Origin of the sequence: Clostridium omnivorum, assembly GCF_026012015.1 — a bacterium.
Classification (GTDB): Bacteria; Bacillota; Clostridia; order Clostridiales; family Clostridiaceae; genus Clostridium_AX; species Clostridium_AX omnivorum.
In genome coordinates this window covers 4,483,501-4,503,921 of sequence record NZ_BRXR01000001.1, presented here as the reverse complement: position 1 = coordinate 4,503,921, position 20,421 = coordinate 4,483,501, and the positions used below count along the sequence as shown (strand labels likewise).

21 protein-coding genes are annotated in these 20,421 nt (G+C 30.9%); 18 read left to right on the top strand and 3 right to left on the bottom strand.

Annotation, left to right across the window (positions count from 1 at the left end; all coding sequences use genetic code 11):
* Positions 1-636 (top strand): thiamine diphosphokinase, encoded by a 636-nt coding sequence (locus bsdE14_RS21445; RefSeq protein ID WP_264852062.1) that lies wholly within the window; start codon positions 1-3, stop codon positions 634-636.
* Positions 637-753: 117 nt separating this feature from the next.
* Entirely contained in the window at positions 754-921 is a 168-nt protein-coding gene (locus tag bsdE14_RS21440) for a hypothetical protein (protein ID WP_264852061.1), read from the top strand.
* Positions 922-1,057: 136 nt separating this feature from the next.
* On the opposite strand, the gene rpmB is transcribed toward bsdE14_RS21440, so the two are convergent.
* Positions 1,058-1,249: a 50S ribosomal protein L28 gene (gene rpmB / locus bsdE14_RS21435; RefSeq protein WP_264852060.1), complete on the bottom strand. Its 192-nt coding sequence runs from the start codon at positions 1,247-1,249 to the stop codon at positions 1,058-1,060.
* 200 nt (positions 1,250-1,449) lie between these two features.
* Between rpmB and bsdE14_RS21430 the strand changes: the two genes are divergently transcribed.
* The 6 genes from bsdE14_RS21430 to bsdE14_RS21405 all read left to right on the top strand — a co-directional run bounded on the left by bsdE14_RS21430 (position 1,450) and on the right by bsdE14_RS21405 (position 7,251).
* A complete protein-coding gene (locus bsdE14_RS21430) occupies positions 1,450-1,800 on the top strand; it encodes an Asp23/Gls24 family envelope stress response protein (RefSeq protein WP_264852059.1) in 351 nt (116 codons plus the stop codon).
* A 16-nt stretch (positions 1,801-1,816) separates the two neighbouring features.
* Entirely contained in the window at positions 1,817-3,469 is a 1,653-nt protein-coding gene (locus tag bsdE14_RS21425) for a DAK2 domain-containing protein (RefSeq protein ID WP_264852058.1), read from the top strand.
* A gap of 51 nt (positions 3,470-3,520) precedes the next feature.
* Entirely contained in the window at positions 3,521-5,623 is a 2,103-nt protein-coding gene (gene recG / locus bsdE14_RS21420; protein ID WP_264852057.1) for an ATP-dependent DNA helicase RecG, read from the top strand.
* A gap of 107 nt (positions 5,624-5,730) precedes the next feature.
* Positions 5,731-5,943, top strand: a complete 213-nt coding sequence (locus bsdE14_RS21415; protein WP_264852056.1) for a hypothetical protein — start codon at positions 5,731-5,733, stop codon at positions 5,941-5,943.
* A gap of 142 nt (positions 5,944-6,085) precedes the next feature.
* On the top strand, positions 6,086-6,643 hold the full coding sequence (gene rsmD, locus bsdE14_RS21410; RefSeq protein ID WP_264852055.1) for a 16S rRNA (guanine(966)-N(2))-methyltransferase RsmD: 558 nt from the start codon (positions 6,086-6,088) through the stop codon (positions 6,641-6,643).
* Between the two features lie 83 nt (positions 6,644-6,726).
* Complete coding sequence (locus tag bsdE14_RS21405; protein WP_264852054.1) at positions 6,727-7,251, top strand: ATPase; 525 nt, start codon at positions 6,727-6,729, stop codon at positions 7,249-7,251.
* Here bsdE14_RS21405 and ylbJ read toward each other — a convergent pair.
* Both ylbJ and bsdE14_RS21395 read right to left on the bottom strand, forming a co-directional pair.
* Positions 7,234-8,409, bottom strand: a complete 1,176-nt coding sequence (gene ylbJ, locus bsdE14_RS21400; RefSeq protein WP_264852053.1) for a sporulation integral membrane protein YlbJ — start codon at positions 8,407-8,409, stop codon at positions 7,234-7,236. The two genes, bsdE14_RS21405 and ylbJ, sit on opposite strands and share 18 nt — an antisense overlap.
* A gap of 62 nt (positions 8,410-8,471) precedes the next feature.
* Positions 8,472-9,692 (bottom strand): nucleotidyltransferase, encoded by a 1,221-nt coding sequence (locus bsdE14_RS21395; protein WP_264852322.1) that lies wholly within the window; start codon positions 9,690-9,692, stop codon positions 8,472-8,474.
* Positions 9,693-9,885: 193 nt separating this feature from the next.
* Between bsdE14_RS21395 and pta the strand changes: the two genes are divergently transcribed.
* From pta to smc, 10 genes are all read left to right on the top strand, one after another.
* The gene (gene pta, locus bsdE14_RS21390) at positions 9,886-10,887 is read left to right on the top strand and encodes a phosphate acetyltransferase (protein ID WP_264852052.1); all 1,002 of its coding nucleotides are present in this window, start codon (positions 9,886-9,888) and stop codon (positions 10,885-10,887) included.
* 22 nt (positions 10,888-10,909) lie between these two features.
* Positions 10,910-12,106 carry an acetate/propionate family kinase gene (locus bsdE14_RS21385; RefSeq protein WP_264852050.1) on the top strand — a complete coding sequence of 399 codons (1,197 nt, stop codon included), beginning with the start codon at positions 10,910-10,912 and terminating at the stop codon, positions 12,104-12,106.
* Positions 12,107-12,200: 94 nt separating this feature from the next.
* Positions 12,201-12,701: a YceD family protein gene (locus tag bsdE14_RS21380; protein WP_264852321.1), complete on the top strand. Its 501-nt coding sequence runs from the start codon at positions 12,201-12,203 to the stop codon at positions 12,699-12,701.
* Positions 12,702-12,714: 13 nt separating this feature from the next.
* Positions 12,715-12,897: a 50S ribosomal protein L32 gene (gene rpmF / locus bsdE14_RS21375; RefSeq protein WP_264852049.1), complete on the top strand. Its 183-nt coding sequence runs from the start codon at positions 12,715-12,717 to the stop codon at positions 12,895-12,897.
* A 143-nt stretch (positions 12,898-13,040) separates the two neighbouring features.
* Complete coding sequence (gene plsX, locus bsdE14_RS21370) at positions 13,041-14,063, top strand: phosphate acyltransferase PlsX (protein WP_264852048.1); 1,023 nt, start codon at positions 13,041-13,043, stop codon at positions 14,061-14,063.
* Between the two features lie 74 nt (positions 14,064-14,137).
* Positions 14,138-14,371, top strand: a complete 234-nt coding sequence (gene acpP, locus bsdE14_RS21365) for an acyl carrier protein (protein WP_264852047.1) — start codon at positions 14,138-14,140, stop codon at positions 14,369-14,371.
* Positions 14,372-14,495: 124 nt separating this feature from the next.
* Positions 14,496-15,200 (top strand): ribonuclease III, encoded by a 705-nt coding sequence (gene rnc / locus bsdE14_RS21360; RefSeq protein ID WP_264852046.1) that lies wholly within the window; start codon positions 14,496-14,498, stop codon positions 15,198-15,200.
* Entirely contained in the window at positions 15,193-16,281 is a 1,089-nt protein-coding gene (locus bsdE14_RS21355; RefSeq protein ID WP_264852045.1) for an elongator complex protein 3, read from the top strand. Before rnc ends, bsdE14_RS21355 begins: the two co-directional genes overlap by 8 nt.
* 52 nt (positions 16,282-16,333) lie before the next feature.
* Positions 16,334-16,594: a stage V sporulation protein S gene (locus bsdE14_RS21350; RefSeq protein ID WP_021655065.1), complete on the top strand. Its 261-nt coding sequence runs from the start codon at positions 16,334-16,336 to the stop codon at positions 16,592-16,594.
* 222 nt (positions 16,595-16,816) lie between these two features.
* Positions 16,817-20,374 carry a chromosome segregation protein SMC gene (gene smc / locus bsdE14_RS21345; RefSeq protein ID WP_264852043.1) on the top strand — a complete coding sequence of 1,186 codons (3,558 nt, stop codon included), beginning with the start codon at positions 16,817-16,819 and terminating at the stop codon, positions 20,372-20,374.
* Positions 20,375-20,421: the final 47 nt, after the last annotated feature.

Sequence of the window (20,421 nt, the reverse complement as noted above, 5' to 3'; positions counted from 1 at the left end):
ATGAAAGCTGTAGTTTTATCTGGTGGTACACCACCTCCAATAGATTTACTAAGAAGAGAATTATCCGATAGTGATTATTTAATATGTGCTGACAGTGGTGCTGATTTTTTATACAAAGAGAATGTTTTACCTGATTTTTTAATGGGGGACTTTGATTCAGTAAGTAAAGAGGCTTTTGAGTTTTTTAAAATATCTAGTACAAAAATTGAAAAGTTTCCAAAGGATAAGGATTTTACTGACACTAAGTTAGCCTTCATGAAGGCATTAGAGCTTGGAATATCTCATATTTCCTTTTTAGGATGTACTGGTACGAGATTAGATCATTCTATTGGAAATATAGGTGTTCTGCTTGACTGCATTGAAAATGGCATAACTGGTTATATTATTGATAATAATAACAAGATTTTTTTATCAAGAGAAACTGTTAAGATTCATGGAGCTAAGGGTGATACCTTTTCATTATTTGCATTTGATGAAACTGTTGATAATCTAAGCATATCTGGATCTAAGTTTAATCTTAATAATTATAAGCTAACTATCGGAGATGGATTAACCATTTCTAATGAATTTAAAGAAGAAGAAGTAATCATTACTTTTACAAGCGGTACGCTTTTAGTTATTGAAAGCAAAGATTAATATAATGAAAGAATTTTAAAACCTGTATTTTTTAATGCAGGTTTTTTTATTTTAATTGTAACAATTATCATAACTAATCATATACTAATATTGAACAAATGTGTTGAGGGGATAATAATGTCTAAAAAAAGATATAACAAAAAAGTGAACATAGGGTGGATTGTCGGGGCTGTTGGCGTAGGAATTGTTTTAACATTTATTGTTCCCATTTGGGGATGGATTATAGCGGTAGGAGCGGGACTCATATTTGCTGGTTGGTATATAATTGAACACTCTCATCATTAAAGGAGGATTATATGAGAATTATTGCTATTAAACTACCTAAGTTTTTATCTTCAATTATTAAATTCTTTAGAAGAAAATAAAATATGTCAAAAAAGTAATAAAAAATGCAATTGTTAAACAACTGCATTTTTTATTATTATATAGCGCGTTGTACTTTCCCTGAACGTAAACATCTTGTACAAACATGTATAGTTCTAGGTGTTCCGCTAACTATAGCTTTTACGCTTCTAAGGTTTGGAGCCCACTTTCTCTTAGTCTTACGATTGGAGTGGCTGGCTTGTTGTCCTGACATAACACCTTTATTGCATATTTCACATCTTCTTGACATCCAAAACACCTCCTTGGCAATTGTGAAGATTAGTCCTTCTCAATTCAAACACGTTTATTTTATCATATATAACCTATTATTTGCAATAGAAATATAAAATTATTAGTAAAACTTTCATGATAAATATTAAATTTCTTGAATAAATCAGATATTTAATATAAAATAGACTATATGGTTGTTTTATATTTAGGAGGGATATTATGATAGGTAATATTGCCAACGAATATGGTTATATTAATTATTCAGAAGAAGTAGTAGCTAATATAGTTGGAGTATCTACAATGGAATGCTATGGTGTTGTTGGAATGGCGTCAAAAAATGCTACCGATGGACTATGGGTTCTATTAAAGGGCGAAAGTTTGAGTAAAGGAGTTAAAATTCACAACAAAGACGAAAGTCTGCTTATAGAATTATATATAATTGTTGAATATGGAACTAAAATTTCTGTAATTGCAAATAATATAATTCAAAAGATAAAATACAACGTAGAAAACTATTCAGGATTAAAAGTAGCAAGCGTTACAGTAAATGTTCAAGGTGTTAGAGTCTAGAGGGGGTACTATGTAAATGGAACACTTAAAAATCAACGGGCAGCATTTCTATAATATGGTAGTAAATGCTTCTAATAAATTAGAGGAGCAAAAGGAATATGTAAATTCTTTAAATGTATTTCCTGTTCCCGATGGAGATACTGGTACTAACATGTCAATGACATTTAGAGCTGCAGTTACCGAAATAGAAGGAATACAATCTAATTCCATTGGAGAAGTTTCTAAAAAGCTAGCTAAAGGTGCTCTTATGGGTGCAAGGGGAAATTCAGGAGTTATATTATCCCAAATTTTTAGAGGAATTTCTAAAGGATTAGAAAATAAAAATGAGGTTAATGCAGAAGAATTTGCAAATGCTATGCTTGAAGGTTCAAAATCAGCTTATAAAGCTGTAATGAGACCTACTGAAGGCACAATTCTTACTATCATAAGAGCTGCTGGTGAAAGCGCTGTGAAGAGCCAAAATACAGACGTTACCTTACTTATGACAGATATTTGTGAACATAGTGAAATTATGCTAAATAAAACTCCAGAGATTTTACCAGTTTTAAAGAAAGCCAAAGTGGTTGATGCTGGAGGTATGGGTCTTTTAATTATTCTTAAGGGAATGATGGAAGCTTTAAAAGATAATATTAAAGCTGAAATAGTTAATTTTACAGATGAAAAGTCAAAAGTAAGTTATACTCCTGCAGGAAGTATAAGTGAAGAAGATATTAAATTCGGATATTGTACTGAATTTTTTGTTAAAGCACATAATGTAAATGTAGAAGAATTTAGAAATGATTTAGAGCCACATGGAGATTCTATGATAGTCGTGGGACTCGAAGATGTAGTTAAGGTTCATATACATACAAATGATCCAGGCCTAATTCTATCAAAAGCTTTAAAGCGTGGTGAACTTTCTAAAATTAAGATTGAAAATATGAGAGAACAGCATAGAAATTTGCTTTTTGATGAATCTTTGACAGAGAAAGCAGTTTCATCAGAAGATAAAAGCTTAGAAGAAATGGAAGAAAAAAAATATGGTTTTATTGCTGTAGCTATGGGTGAAGGAGTAAAGCAAATTTTTGAAGACTTGGGTGTCGATTACGTTATTGAGGGTGGTCAAACTATGAACCCAAGTACTCAGGATATTTTAAAGTGTATAAATGACTTGAACGCAGAAAATATTTTCGTTCTTCCAAATAATAAAAATATAATTATGGCTGCTTCTCAGGCAGCAGAGCTAACAGATAAAAATGTTATTGTTTTGCCTACAAAGACTATTCCACAAGGTATAACTTCAGTTACAATGTTTAACCCTGAGGGCACTTTGGAAGATAATGTTGATAGCATGAAAGATGCAATAGGAACTGTTAAAACAGGACAAATTACATATGCTGTTAGAGATACAGAAATGGATGGTAAAACCATAGAAGAAGGAGACATCCTTGGACTTATTGAAGGAAAAATCAATGAAGTTGGAAAGGATGCTTATGAAGTATGTGAAAAGCTTATAGAAAATATGTGTGATGAAGATAGTGAACTTATAACAATTTTCTTTGGAGCAGATGCTGAAGAACAAAAGGTAAATGAGCTCATTGAAGTGATAGAAGAAAAGTATCCAGATATGGATGTACAATGTTATAATGGTAAACAACCACTATATTATTTTATAATATCAGTTGAATAAAAAAAGCCTAAATGGCTTTTTTTATTTAATTTTAGTATGAGGTGAAATTTAATGAATTTATACTGCTCAATAGGGAGTATAAAGGGTGTTGGTCCTAAAACAGAAAAAGAGCTTAATAATTGTGGCATATTTACATTAATGGATTTACTACTATATTTTCCTAGAGATTATGAAAAAGTTGAATTAAATAATAATAGCCTTAACTCTTCAGTTAGCGATAAGGTAATGATTAAGTGTAGCGCTTCAGCTATTAAGAGTGATTTTAGAACTAGAACTGGTAAAACTATTACAACTGTAATTTTTAATCGAGGTAAAGAAAAAATAGTTGGAAAGTGGTTTAATCAGCCTTATATGAAGAATAAATTTGTTGTTGGTAGGGATTATATTCTTACAGGTAAATTAGATAGTAAGAGTAAAGAAATAGTAATTGTAAATGCAGCAGTTGAAACAAATTGTGATAGATATATTAGTGATAGTAATGAGGTTGCTTTTAGTAAAAATGAATCAAGTAGCTTGGGGATTGATGATACAAATTACATGGTTACTCCAAAATACTCTTTAAAAGGGGCGCTTCATAACTCCTTTTTTATCAAGGCAATTAGTAGTATACTATCTCAGGTAAAAATTATTGAAAATCTCCCAGATTATATTATTGATAGATATAAATTTTGTAATTTAGACTATGCAGTAAGAAATATTCATAAGCCTAGCAGCTTTGAAGCACTTTTGGAAGCTAAAAGAAGACTTAAGTTTCAGGAGTTATTTACATTTTCGTTAAAAATATTAATGCTTAAGGATTATCTAAATAGAAATTGTGAAGGTATTGCCTTCAAAATAGCACCAGAACTTAATGACCTTAAAGAAAAACTTCCATTCACTTTAACCAATGCCCAAAGTTTAGTTGTTAGACAGATACTTCTAGATGGGAAGAAAAAAACTCCAATGAACAGGTTAGTTCAAGGTGATGTAGGAAGTGGAAAGACAATAGTAGCAATAATTGCAATGTTTAATGTAGTTAAAAATGGCTATCAGTGTGCTCTAATGGCTCCAACGGAAATATTAGCTACTCAACATTATAATGAAGTTCAAAAGATTTTAAAGGGATTTAATGTGAATGTTAAATTATTATGTGGAAGTCTAAGCTTAAAAGAAAAACAAAATATAAAAAATGAACTTTCGGAAGGCTTAGTGGATATAATTATAGGTACACATGCCTTAATAGAAGATAATGTGGAATTTAAAAATTTAGGTATGATAGTTACAGATGAGCAGCACAGATTTGGAGTTATGCAGAGGAGCAAGCTTTTCAATAAAGGAAAAAATGTAGATGTTTTGGTTATGACTGCAACTCCTATACCTAGGACACTTGCACTTTACTTATATGGAGACCTAGATGTATCTATTATAAATGAACTGCCACCAGGCAGGCAGCGTATTGATACTACATATATTTCTAAAGAGAATAAATCTGAAGCTTATGAATTTGCTTTAAAAGAGATTTATAAAGGAAGACAAATTTATATTGTATGTCCACTTGTAGAGGATAATGAAGATTTGGATTTGAGTTCTGTAGAAAAACTTTATGAGGAACTTAAAGTAAATTATTTTAGTCATATACAAACTGAAATATTACATGGTAAAATGCCAAGTAAACTTAAAGATGAGATTATGAATAGATTTAAAAGTGGAGAAACTAAAGTAATAATATCCACTACTGTAATTGAAGTTGGAATAAACGTTCCAAACGCTACTATGATGATTGTTGAAAATGCTGAGAGGTTTGGACTATCACAACTTCACCAGCTAAGAGGCAGAGTTGGTAGGGGCGAGCATAAATCATATTGCATTCTTATTGCGGATATAAAAAATAAAGTAACAAAAAAAAGAATGGAAATAATGAAAAAAAGTTCTGATGGATTTTATATAGCTGAAGAGGATATGAAAATCAGAGGCAGTGGAGATCTATTTGGAATAAGGCAGCACGGAGTAGACAAGTTATTACTTTCAGACATTGTAGAAGATATTGAGCTTCTTAAAGTAGCAAATACTGAAGCTAAAAATATTATACTAAGTAAAAATTCAGATGATATTAAAGTTAAAAATGAAATTTTACTTAAGATTGAAAATAGTTCAAAACTTATTTGTTTTAATTAAAATTGTACCATCACATTACAAGTTTATTAAGTAAAAAAAAGGTTAATATAATAGTATACAATAGAATTGTTTTATAGCTTTAAATCGTTAGGAGGTGCCGAAAAGTTATGATTAACTACTGCGGTTTTTATAAAACAGCTAGTAAAAATAGATTAGATTTTAATCAGAAACAGGGCATGTCTTTAGAGAGTTTAGCTAATAAAAATGATAGAGATTGTATAAAGTGTAGTAAGTCTTACGGATATGAAGCAATAAGTAATGTTTCATATATGAGCAGGCTAAAGGAAATTTCGGAAAGCCAGCTTATAGGCAATAAATAAAAGGAGCAACATGCTCCTTTTTTTCAATAATTAACCATTTTTATTTTAATCTTTACTTATAATTCTTGAAAAGTATCGAATTTTGTATTAAGCTAGTTATAAGTAAATATATTATCTAATTATATAAAAGGGAGGCAACAATATGAGAATAATTGCAGGTCTTGCTAAAGGAAGAAAAATTTTGTCACCTGAAGGCATGCAAACAAGACCTACATTAGACAGAATAAAAGAATCTATATTTAGCATTATACAAAATGATGTACCTGGAGCAGTGGCTTTGGATTTATTCGCTGGAACAGGAAGCCTTGGCCTTGAAGCTGCTAGCAGAGGAGCAGAATTCTGCTATTTAATCGATAAAAGCCCTCTGACTTATCCTTTATTGCAAAAAAATATTGAAAATTTAAAGTTTCAGGATATTTGTAAGTCAATTAATGGAGATGCCTACGAGGTTTTAAAAGATTTTGCTAGAAAAAATATTATATTTGATCTTGTTTTTATAGATCCACCATATTTAAAGGACTTAATCCCACCTGCTGTACAAATTATAGATGAAAAGGGTCTTTTAAAAAGAGATGGCCTTATAGTAACAAAGATTGACACTAGTGAAGTAATTTATGAAGGTAATGAAAATATCATACTTGTTGATAAGAGAAAATATGGCAATACAACAGTTTGCTTTTACAGATACAAGGAAGAATAGTACATATAACAATGGTGTATTTACTTTTGAAGACTAATAAACAAGGTATAATAAAATCATTATAAAAATGGGGGGATAGACTAGTGGATGTAATAAAGCTTTTAGAATACCTTCAGGAAATTGTAGAAACATCACCTAAGATTCCAGTTACGGGAAAGGTAGCTATTAATAAAAAGGAAGTAATGAATGTAATTGATCAAATAGTTAATTGCTTACCAGATGAATTTAAGAAAGCTCAGTGGATTGTGGATGAAAAGGAAAGAATTTTAGGTGAGGCATTAAGTGAATGTGATACAATAAAAAAAGAGAGCTTAGATATATTGAAGAGACAGGTGGAAACTCATGATATAACTAAGGATGCAAAATTAAGAGCCGAAGAAATAATTGCTTCAGCTCAAAGGGATGCAAAGACTATGAGATTAGGTGCACGGGATTATGCAGATGAAATTCTCTGTCAACTTGAAAGCGAGATGAATACAAAGGGTAAGGACATGCTTGAGAACATAAAAAAACAAGTTGAAGATTTTTTGATATCCATGGATGAACAAATTGATTCATCTTCTCATACTATAAGAGAAAATATTAAGGAATTAAGAGGTACTAAATAACTTTTTAATTTTGGCTGCTGCAAATGGCAGAATAAAAATAATAATAGCCATTATATAGAATAAATTTGTTTGGGATTTATATGTATTGCTAAATGTAGCTATTGGTACATTTATTACCGATAGCTTATAAATCACAATGCTTATCATTGATGAAAGTATTCCTTGAACAAATTTTAATTTAATATATCGTGATGTAGATACATTATATTTATAAATAAAAGAATATACTTGAGAGATAATTGAGAATCCACTAAATGAAAGCATAAAGCTTATTATCACAAATTTATAATACATATCTATTGAAGTTGATGATATTAAATTGCATCCATTTGTCATCTCTATAAGACCTAAAACAAGGCCTTCAATTATATTTTTTGAAAATCCTAATATATTTGAGATTTTATCTATAGCAATATCAAAAAAGATATTGCTTTTTATTATTCTAATTATAACAGAAAAAATAATTACAAAGCTGCCTACTGATAAGCAGGTTTTAATAGAGTTATCAAGACTATCTTTTAGAATATTTCCTATATTTTTATTATCTGCATTAGCAGTTGAAGGAAAAGACATAACTCTATTATTAAATGATTTTTGATGGCTTGGCATAAATAAGCCCATAGCAATACATGAAAGTGTATTGGACAACAGCAGCATATATCCTAGATATGGGCTGTCCAACATAGAAGTTCCAACGGCCCCTATAACAAATAAAGGGCTAGCATTAGTTGCAATATTTAATAGCCTCTGAAGAGTAACAAGATCTATCTTCCCATCCTCGTATAAATCACAAGCATATTTAGCCCCTAATGGATAACCGCATAGTACACTAACAATAAGTACAAAAGTACACTGCTTCGGAAGTCTTAGTGGCTTACAAAGTGCACTACCCATTAGTTTTGCATAAATTTTCACTCCATCATAGCTCATCATTATATTTGTAAGAATTAAAAAAGGAAATAATGATGGGAAAACTTTATTAAAAAATAATCTAGCACCAGACAGAGCTGAATCAATACATAGTTTTGGTGTCAATATAATCTGCAAAATTAAAAGTGAACAAACAATTGTTACAACTAGATTTTTATTTGCACTTTTAAATAAGATAAATAAAAGCACCAATATGATAACAATAAAAGCATAAAATAAAAACGGCAATGTTTTTAAACTCCTCATATATTACTTTTGTATATATATATTTTAGTTAAGTTTTAATATTACTAAATTATTATTGGGCTTATTAGAAAGTCATCATTGTGTTTTACAGAACTATTTATAACACTATACTTCTGCGTTGATAAAATGTCCAAGGATAAATGCTCATTTTGCTGCCTTGGAATCTTATTATATATAGGAATACTTGCATTGCTTTTAATATGCCTTAGTACTTTTGCTCCAGTTTTATTAAAACCTAAAATTCTTCCATATGGGGCTTCAGAAGTCCTTAGTGCACCTGTTTGATAATTTTCAAAACCTATATAGTACTGGCATAAAATTCTACTTATTCTTGTGAAAGTATATCTTTTGCTTTTAACCAGCTCAATTACATTATGGATACTGCTAGAATTATCTAAAGCTTTTCTAATTTTATTATCTAGTCCTTCAGACACATCTGGAATATTATTTATATCATAACCTCTTTCAAAATATTTATATTTTATATAAGGATACATATAATCCTCATAGGTAAAATTATAACCTGATTTTACAAGATCTCTAATAAGATTAAAAGTGTTTTCAGGTAAGTGAGGTTTTAGTTCTGAGAAATTACTCCCACCTTTTAGATACATTCTTATAGCTGTGGCACTTGAAAAAGTATCGCTAAGTTCACCACTATTATAATCGCTTCCCTCTCTTTTAATAGTATAGGGTTTAATGCTGCTGTTAAGTTTAACTATGCTTTTACAGTACTCTATGCCTAAAATGTTATTTGAAGTACTCAATATAACATCAATATTTTCAGGTGAATTAAAGTTTTCTATTGAAGCAATATATTCTTTTAAAGCAATACGCCTTGCACTATGAAAAGGAAGTCCTAGTTTCAAATTTCTTTTTAGACTTTCTTTATAAACTTCTGGTTCAGTATATAGTATCTCGGCTATTTTTAATAAAATATCAGAGCTTCCAATTTCGCTTCCAAAGCATAGATTGTTTACAATTCCAAGATTATTCAGTAAACTTACTGCTCCAAAGCTGAAAAATTCTGCTGAGGAAAGGCTATACACTACAGGTAATTCAATAACTAAATCCACACCATTCAAAAGTGCCATTTTAGTTCTATTCCACTTATCAATGATTGCTGGAATACCTCTTTGTACATAGTTTCCACTCATTATACATATAATAGCATCACAGTTTGTTGCTTCTCTAGTCTTTTTTATATGATATAGATGGCCTTTATGAAGAGGATTATATTCAGTAATAATTCCTGTTATATTCAATTTAATCACTATCCTTTTTATTAATATAATTTATTTTATACAAATAAGAAAAACTAATTCAATTGATAAAATTATAAGGCCAGAATTTAACATATGTCAAAGAATTTAAGATAAATTGTTGAAAATTACAACATAAAGAGGTATATTATATATGATGTGTGTGTACTGTTAAACTTGGAAGGGAGATTTAAATATGGAACTAATGAAGCAGATTTACGAAATGGCTAAAAATGATATGAAAAATATCGTTCTTCCAGAGGGCGAAGAGGAGAGAAATCTTAAAGCTGCTGGAGAAATAAAGAAAAATTCATTAGCCAACATAATACTTGTAGGTAACAGTGAGAAAATTAGAGAAAAAGCAAAAGGTCTAGATGTAGATATTTCAGGAATTAGAATCGAGGATCCAAATTCCTCTGTAAATCTTTCAAAGTATGTAAATGAATTTTACGAACTAAGAAAGAATAAAGGAATGACTATTGAAAAGGCTGACAAAATCGTTAGAGACCCAATGTATTTTGCAACAATGATGCTAAAGATGGGCGATGCTGACGGAATGGTTTCAGGCGCTATACATACTACAGGAGATTTACTTAGACCTGGACTTCAAATAGTTAAAACTGCCCCTGGGATTTCTTTAGTATCAAGCTTTTTTATAATGCATGTACCTAATTGCGATTATGGCGATGGAGGAATGTTGGTATTCTCCGATTGTGCTGTTAATCCTAATCCAACAGCAGAAGAATTAGCTTCTATAGCAATTTCCACTGCTGAAACTGCAAAAAATATATGCCATATGGAGCCAAAGGTAGCAATGTTATCGTTTTCAACAATGGGAAGCGCTGATCATGAACTAGTACAAAAGGTAAGAAAAGCTACTGAGCTTGCAAAACAAATGAGACCAGACTTAAATATTGATGGAGAACTTCAATTAGATGCTGCCATAGTTCAAAAGGTTGCTGATCAAAAGGCTCCTGGAAGCAGTGTTGCAGGTAAAGCGAATGTTCTTATATTCCCTGATTTGCAATCTGGAAATATTGGTTACAAGCTTGTTCAAAGATTTGCTAGAGCAGAAGCTATTGGACCAGTTTGCCAAGGTTTTGCAAAACCAATAAATGATTTATCAAGAGGATGCAGTGCTGAAGATATTGTAAATGTTGTTGCAATTACTGCAGTACAAGCGCAAGCTCAAAAATAGGCAAAATTGGAGGAGAGTACATATGAAAATACTTGTTATTAACTGTGGTAGTTCATCATTAAAGTATCAGTTGATTGATATGGAAAATGAAAAAAACTTAGCTAGTGGGTTAGTTGAAAGAATAGGAATAGAAGGTTCGGTTTTAACTCAAAAAGTTGAAGGAAGAGAAAAATATATTGTAAAGACACCAATGCAAGATCATAAGGATGCTATAAAAATAGTATTAAACGTTCTTGTAGATAAAGAAAATGGAGTTATAGCTGATATGTCAGAAATATCAGCAGTTGGACACAGAGTAGTACACGGGGGAGAAAAATATTCTAAATCTGTTCTTATAGATGATGAGGTTATGGCTGCTCTTGAAGAGGTTGCAAAACTTGCACCACTTCATAATCCGCCAAACATAATAGGTATTAATGCTTGTAGAGAGCTTATGCCAAATACACCAATGTCTGTAGTATTTGATACTGCATTCCATCAAACTTTACCTGAAGAAGCATATCTTTATGCATTGCCATATGAACTATATACTAACTATGGAATAAGAAAATATGGTTTCCATGGTACTTCACATAAATATGTTTCTGGTGTAGCTGCTGAAATGATGCATAAAGACATAAAGGATTTAAAGATAATTACTTGTCACCTTGGAAACGGAGCAAGTATTACCGCTGTTGATGGAGGAAAATCTGTAGATACAAGCATGGGCTTTACTCCACTTGCAGGTATTGTTATGGGAACTAGATGCGGAGATATTGACCCTGCAATAATTCCTTTTGTTATGAAGGAAATGAATTTATCAATTGAAGAAGTTAATAATTTAATGAATAAAAAGTCAGGTGTTTTAGGAGTATCTGGTGTAAGCAGTGACTTTAGAGATATCGAAGATGCAGCTTGGAAAGAAGGAAATAAGAGAGCTCAACTTGCACTTGATATATTCAACTATAGGGTTAGACAAACAGTTGGTTCCTATGTAGCAGCAATGGATGGAGTAGACTGTATAGTATTTACAGCTGGTCTTGGAGAAAATTCTCCAGAAACAAGAGAAGCTGTTTGCAGTAAGCTTTCATATCTTGGAATAAAGCTAGACCTAGAAAAGAATAAGTCAAGAGGAAAAGCTCTTGAAATTAGTACTCCTGAATCAAAAGTTAAAGTATTTGTTGTTCCAACAAATGAAGAATTAATGATAGCTAGGGATACTATGAATCTTATTAAATAAATTTTGGCATTTTTGTGTTGAAAAACAAATAAAACTTGACATTTATTTCAGGTGTCTATATAATAAATTGTGGCTAATGCATAGAGGTGATACTATGATAATAGATGTTGCAGACATATTAAAAAAGAAAAATGCAAAAAAAGAAATGCATTTGCTTTATAATGAAAATAAGTTTTCAGTCGCTGGGGAGGATATAAACTTTTCAAAGCCTGTAAAACTTGATTTAAATTTAGCTATGGTTGGCGATATTTTAATGCTAGAAGGCAATTTGGAAACTGAACTTATTTTAAGCTGTTCAAGGTGTCTAGAGGGCTTTAACTATGCATTGAATGTTCCTATAAGTGAGAAATTCACGTATAATCCTGACAATAAAGATGAAGAAATCTTCTTTATTGATAGTGATACCATAGATATCACAGAAATCATACAAAATAACATCATTACTTCCTTACCAATGAAAAAACTTTGTAAGGAAGATTGCAAGGGGTTATGTCAACATTGTGGAACAAATAGGAATTTTTCTTCCTGTAATTGTGAAGATGATGATATAGATCCTAGGCTTGCAAAACTTAAAGATTTGTTTTCAGCTGAATAAGGAGGTGTTTACAGTGGGAAATCCTGCTAGAAGATTTTCAAAGTCAAGAAGAGATTCAAGAAGAGCTCAGACTTTCAAACTAAGCTTACCTGGAATCGTTGAGTGTCCTCAGTGCCATGAAATGAAGCTTGCACATAGAGTATGCAAGAACTGTGGATATTATAAAGGAAAAGAAGTTGTTGCATCTGAACAATAATAAAAAGAAAGTCTTAGGACTTTCTTTTATTTTTATTGTATTTATTTTTTGTTTGTAATATACTTTTACATAAAAGTATAATGTTAGTATAATATTTAACGAAAGGAAGTGAAATACCTAATAGTAGTTTATTGGGTATAATTATGATTATTGCAGTAGATGGAATGGGTGGGGATAATTCTCCTAAAGCGGTAGTTGAAGGCTGCGTTTTAGCTGTAAAAGAATATGATGTAGATATTATAATAACTGGTCCTGAGGATACATTACAGCAAGAGCTAAATAAATATGATTATAAAAAGGAAAAAATACGTATTTTAGATGCTAAAGAAGTTATATCACCAAATGAGCACCCAGTTATGGCTATAAGAAAAAAGAAGGAATCATCTTTAGCAAAAGCATTAGCCCTTGTAAAGAATAAAGAAGCTGATGCAGTGCTGTCAGCTGGAAGCACAGGCGCTTTCATGGCAGGGTCTCTATTTATTGTTGGAAGAATAAAAGGAATAGACAGACCAGCATTAGCACCTATAATGCCTGGAAAAAATGGGCCGTTTATGGTAATAGATTGTGGTGCAAATGCAGAGTGTAAACCAGAAAATTTGGTTCAGTTTGGACTCATGGGTAAAATCTATTTTGAAAATATACTAAAAGTGAACAATCCTACTATAGGACTTGTAAATATAGGTGCCGAAGAAGAAAAGGGAAATGAACTTACTAAGGCAGCGCATAAACTGCTTAAAGAAGCAGATTTTAACTTTGTAGGGAATATAGAACCTAGAGAAATTCCTAGTGGTGATGTAAATGTAGTTGTATGTGATGGATTTACAGGAAATACAGTTTTAAAAATGTATGAAGGTGTTGCAGCTAACATCTTTGATGTTTTGAAAGAAGAAATTATGTCATCCTTTACAACAAAAATAGGAGGCGCTCTTTTAAAACCTGCATTTAAAAATATTAAGAAGAAATTCGATTATAAAGAATATGGTGGTGCGGCTTTTATAGGCGTAAAAGGTATTTGTATAAAGGCACACGGAAGTTCAGATGCTAAAGCGTTTAAAAATGCTATTAGGCAGGCAATAAATTTTTATGATAACCAGATTATATCTAAGATTCAACAAGTTTTAGAAAAAAATGAGCAAACTAGTATTGCAGAATTTGAAGAAGTATAATATTATTCTTATTGACGATATTAAGGTTATGTAATATTATCTTAGTATAACTTAGTTTTAGGAGGTGAAGGCATATGGTATTTGAAAAAGTTAAAAGCATCATAGCAGACCAATTAGGTCTTGATGAAGAAGAAATAACAATGGAGTCCTCATTTATTGATGATTTAGGTGCTGATTCTCTTGATATAGTTGAACTTATAATGGCTTTAGAAGGAGAATTTGATATGGAAATCCCAGACGAAGAGGCAGAAAAAATTAACACCGTGGGAAATGTAGTTGATTACATAAAGTCTCATATAGAAGAGTAAATGTAAGTCCCGTTATATTACGGGGCTTATATTTTTAAATTATAATATCTTAGTTTATTCTTGAATTTACTTAGCGTGATTAGCAAACTGAAGAATAAACTTTGGACTGAGGTGCATGCGTATAATGAAAAATTTAGAGAATAATTTAAAAGTGCTTCAAAAAAAAATATTAATTCAATTTACTAGCTTAGAGTTACTGCAGGAAGCTTTAACTCACAGCTCATATGCAAATCAAAAGAAAGATATAAAGTATAATGAAAGACTTGAGTTTTTAGGAGACTCTGTTTTGCAATTGTGTATTTCAGAATATCTTTATAAGAACTATAGTGATAAATCAGAAGGGCAATTAACTAAAACTAGAGCATTAATCGTTTGTGAAAATTCTCTTTATGAAATAGCAAAACAGTGGGAATTAGGCGGCTTTATAAGGATGAGTAAAGGAGAAGAACTTACAGGCGGAAGGACTAGGGTATCCATTTTAGCTGATTGTGTAGAAGCAGTTATTGCAGCAGTTTATTTAGATGCTGGATTTGAAGTAGCTAGAGATTTTATCATAAGAAATTTCAATAATACAATTCATGAAGCTATAAATAATGAAATTATATTAGATTATAAAACAAAACTTCAAGAACTACTGCAAAAGAATGGTGATGTATCAATTATATATAACCTTATAAAGTTTGAAGGGCCACCACATAGAAGAGAGTTTTTTACAGAAGTTTTAGTGAACAATGAAGTTATTGGTAAAGGTTCAGGATTCAGTAAAAAGGAATCTGAACAAAATTCTGCTAAGGCTGCTTTAAATTTTTTGGAGGGAAGAGATGAATAAAGCACATTATATAATTCCTATTTTTGTTCCTCACGAAGGTTGCCCACACGATTGTGTATTTTGTAATCAGAACAGCATAACTGGCAGTGATGCCATAGTTGATGCTCTATATGTATCAAATACTGTAGAGGAGTACTTAAAAACAATACCTAAAGATAATTCTATTATCGAAATATCATTCTTTGGTGGAACTTTTACTGCTATTAATATAAATAAGCAAAAAGAACTTTTAGCAGTAGCCGCAGAGTATAAACAGCAAAATAAGATAGATTTTATTAGGCTTTCAACTAGGCCTGACTATATAGATGAATTTATTTTGGATAATCTAAAAGCATATTCAGTAGATATTATAGAGTTAGGTGTCCAATCTTTAGATAGTGAGGTTTTATTAAAATCTGCTAGAGGGCACTCTGAAGAGGATGTTGTACTAGCTTCTAAGCTTATAAAAGAATATGGTTTTACTTTGGGTCATCAAATCATGGTTGGACTTCCTGGTGATAATTTTGAGAAAGATATTACAACTGTAAGAAAGAGTATAATTATGAAACCTGATATGTGCAGAATTTATCCATCTCTTGTTGTTAAGGATACCCCTATGGAAAAAATGTACGAAATGAAAATATATAATCCGTATAGTTTGGATGAAGCTGTTGAAATAAGTAAAATTCTATATGGCATGTATGAGGCTAATGATATTCGTGTAATTAGAATAGGACTTCAGCCTACAGAAGAAATAAGAGAAGGTGTTGATGTTATAGCCGGTCCTTTTCATCCAGCCTTTCGAGAGTTAGTAGAAGGAAGTATATTTAGAGATATTATCTTGGATAAAGCTTATAAATATCAAAATAGAGATATAACTATAGCAGTAAATGGTAAAGATATATCAAAACTATATGCCTCAAAAAAGAAATTTTTTAATGACATTATAGAACAATTAAAGACAATAAATATTAAAGTTATTCAAGACGGCAGCTTAGAAAGAGGCGAAATCCTTATGAATTTTGGAGATACATGGGAAAAAGTGTCGATTTATGAATATTTGATAAAAAAGTATAAAGAAGGATATTTAAACAATTTATAGAATATTATCCCTATGAAAATTGTTACACCAGATTTTTAGGGAGGAATAGAATATGGAAGTATTAAAGGTATCAGCACAATCACAGCCGAAATCAGTAGCAGGTGCTTTAGCAGCAGTTTTAAGAGAAAATAGTGCTGCAGAGGTTCAAGCAGTAGGAGCAGGAGCTGTTAACCAAGCAGTAAAAGCAATTGCAATTACCAGAGGATTTGTTGCACCTAATGGAATAGATTTAGTAGTTGTTCCAGCTTTTTCTGAGATAACTATAGAGGGAGAAGAGAGAACAGCTATAAAGTTTATAGTAGAGCCAAGATAGCTTAAATAAACCGTGTATAACACGGTTTTTTATTTTGTAATTGATATTTCTTTTATTATGTTTTAAACTAATATAGTAACTTTATTGTTAGTATAAGAGGTGTTAAAGATGAAAAAAAAGCAAAGAGAAAAATTCACTAAAATATTTATATATTTTGTTATAATTACTATGTTAATTGGATTACTACCTATGGTATTGAACTTCTAATAGGAGAGTGTATTTATGTTTCTAAAATCAATGGAAATTAGGGGATTTAAATCATTTGCAGATAAAACGGAATTAGTATTCAAAAAAGGTGTTACTGCTGTAGTAGGTCCCAATGGAAGTGGAAAAAGTAATATTTCTGATGCAGTTAGATGGGTATTAGGTGAACAAAGTGTTAAGTCCCTTAGAGGTGGCAAGATGGAAGATGTTATCTTTGCAGGTACTCAATTTAGAAAGCCTGTTGGTCTTGCTCAGGTTTCACTTACACTAGATAACTTGGATGGAGAACTTAATATTGATTATTCTGATGTAACTATTTCGCGTAGATTATATCGTTCTGGGGAAAGTGAATACTATATAAATAATACTCAATGCAGATTAAAGGATATTCAAGAACTCTTTATGGATACTGGAATAGGCAAAGAAGGGTATTCCATTATAGGACAGGGTAAAATTGATGCGATTTTAAGCGGAAAACCTGAAGAAAGGAGAAGTCTTCTTGAAGAAGCAGCAGGAATAGTTAAATTTAAAAATAGAAAAGAAGAAGCAGAAAAGAAGCTTAATAATACTGAACAAAACTTAGTTAGAATAAATGATATTCTTTCTACCTATGAGGAAAGATTAGAGCCGCTTAGAATAGAAAATGAAAAAGCAAAAATATTTTTAGATTTATCCTCAGAGCTAAAAGAGAAAGAGGTAAATTTAATTATCCATTCTATAGATAAAATTGATAATAAGATAAATAGTGTTGTTGCAGAATGCAATGGATTAGAAGAAGAAATAAATGAACTTCTTCAAAGAAAACAAGAAGCAAAAGTTAGTGCAGATTCTTGGAATGAAGCTCTTGAAAGACATGAGCTTGAATTGCAAGAGCAGAAGCAGCAGTACTATGTACTAAAAGAAAAGTATCAAAATATCACTTCAGAAAACAAGTTGCTCGAAGAAAGATTGCATAACTTGAATATTAACATTGAAAGAGCTAAATTTCAGATCGATGAAATATCTGCTAAGATTTCAGGTATTCAAGAGAATAGAATTTTAGAAGAGCAGGGTTTGAAACATCATCAGGACGAACAATTGGAACTTAATGTGAATATTACTAACTTTGAGAAAAAGATAGTAGAATTAAATTCAAATCTTTCTGGTGAAGAGACCATTGCTAAAAATTTAAAAGATGAGAATGTGAAAATAGCTAATATTATTGCTAATAATAAAAATCAGATTTTAATGTATAACAATGAAAAAGAGAATATAGAAAAAAGGTTAGCACAACTTAAGATTACTTGTGAGAACTATCGCAATTCTTTAAGTATAAATGCCAACACTAAAGCCATGCTAGAAGAAGAGGCTATTAAGCTTAGAGATAAAATTGAAAACTTAGAAAATGAAATTAAAAATTATAAGCTTGAAATAGGGAAATTTAATGGACAATTAACTAGAGAAGATAAAAAGCTAAAAGAGTTTACCGCCATGTACAATAAATATGAAGCAAATTACCAAATGCTGCTGAATTTGGACAAGCAATATGAAGGTTATAACAGAGCAGTTAAGACTTTGTTACAACACATAGAGGGTGGTAAAGTTACTACAGCTAAAAATAAGTGTTACGTACTAGGGGAAGTTATAAACGTTAAAAAAGAATATGAAACAGCAATAGAGATAGCATTAGGTGGCGCTATTTCAGATATTATAACAGACGATGAAAGTATAGCTAAAACCCTTATTAGCTATTTAAAAACAAATAATATAGGAAGGGCCACTTTTCTACCACTTACAATTGTGAATGGTAAAAGTATTAATAATATTTCAAATCTAGCTCATACTGATGGATATATTGGAGTAGCTAGTGAATTAATAGGCTACGATAAGAAGTTCAAAAATGCTGTTGAATATGTGTTAGGAAGAACTATAATATCTAGGGATATGGATAGTGCTCTAAAGCTAGCAAAGGTTTGTAGTTATTCTTATAAAATTGTTACTCTTTCAGGAGAAGTGGTAAATCCGGGAGGTTCTCTAACTGGAGGAAGCGTAAACCAAAGATCTTCCAATGTAATTGGTAGAAAGAGAGAGATTGAGGAGTCCAAGGAAAATATTGAAAAGCTGAAAATTGAAATAGATAGAATAGCTGTAAGTATTGAAACTACAAGGAAGAAAGTAAAAGAGCTTGATGAAAAATGCCTAAATCTAAGAGATAACATTTATTTTGAAAATATTGAGATTACTAAGAATCAAGGTAAGATTAATGCTATTGTTGCAGATAATAATAAAATTACCGAAAGTCTTACAGATTCAAATAAAGAGCTGCAGAGTCTTAATGAAGCTCTTAAAAATAGTGAGATAGATATAGCTGAAGTACAAAATAAATTAGCCGAACTAATTAAAAAGAGTGAAGATATTGAAGCTAATCTATTAAAATATGAATTACAATTTCAAGAAAAGACGAAACAAGTAATGAATATCAGAGAGGATCTTACAGCATTAAAGATAAAAAAGGCTCAAGTTGATGAGATAGTAATAAGTAAGATTAAGGACTTAGAAAGAATTGCAAAAGATGCAGAAGAATTGCAAAATAATAGTGAAAAAGCACAATTAGAAATTGATGAAGCTGAGAGAAATATATCTGATTGCAATAACAATATTGAACATAATATTGAAGCCTTAAAGGGCATAGAGGCTTCAATAAATGAATTAGAAGAAGTATTTAAAGAAAAGGAAATTGAAAAAATAAGAATAAAAGAAAATATAAAAATAAGCAGTGGTCAAGTAGAATCTATATCCTTAGAGCTTATTAAGAAGGATGAAGAAAAGCATAAACAAGACATAGTCTTAACAAAACATAATATTGAAAAGGAAGCATTATATAAAAGATTAAACGAAGAACTTAATCTTACTTATGCAGAGGCATTAAGCTACAGAGTTGAGATAGAAAATCTAGATAAATTTAGAAGGGATATTGAAGATATTAAGAAGAGAATAACATCCCTAGGAGTTGTAAATGTAGGAGCCATAGAAGAATATAAAGAAACTAAGGAAAAGTTCACTTTTATGAATGCTCAAAAGGAAGATTTAATTAATGCAAAAAATGAACTTTTAAACGTAATTGAAGATATGACCGAGAATATGAGAGTAGTATTTAATGAAAATTTTAGTAAACTTAGAGTATACTTTAAGGAAACCTTTAAGGAGCTTTTTAAAGGCGGAAATGCAGATTTGATTTTGGCTGAAGGAGATGAACTTACAGCGAACATTGAAATTAATGTAGAACCACCTGGAAAAAAACTTCAAAATATTAATCTTATGTCCGGGGGAGAAAAAGTACTATCTGCTATAGCATTGTTATTTGCTATACTTAAAATGAAACCTACGCCATTCTGCATACTTGATGAAATTGAAGCTGCACTTGATGATGCAAACGTATTTAGATATGCAGAGTTCCTAAAAAAGTTCTCAAGTAATATACAATTTATAGTAATCACACATAGAAAAGGTACTATGGAATCTAGTGATGTGCTTTACGGTGTAACAATGGAAGAAAAAGGGGTTTCAAAGATTGTTTCTGTAGATCTTGCGGGATAATAGTAAGAGCTTTATACTTGGATAAGTTTTTTATTTTAATTTATACT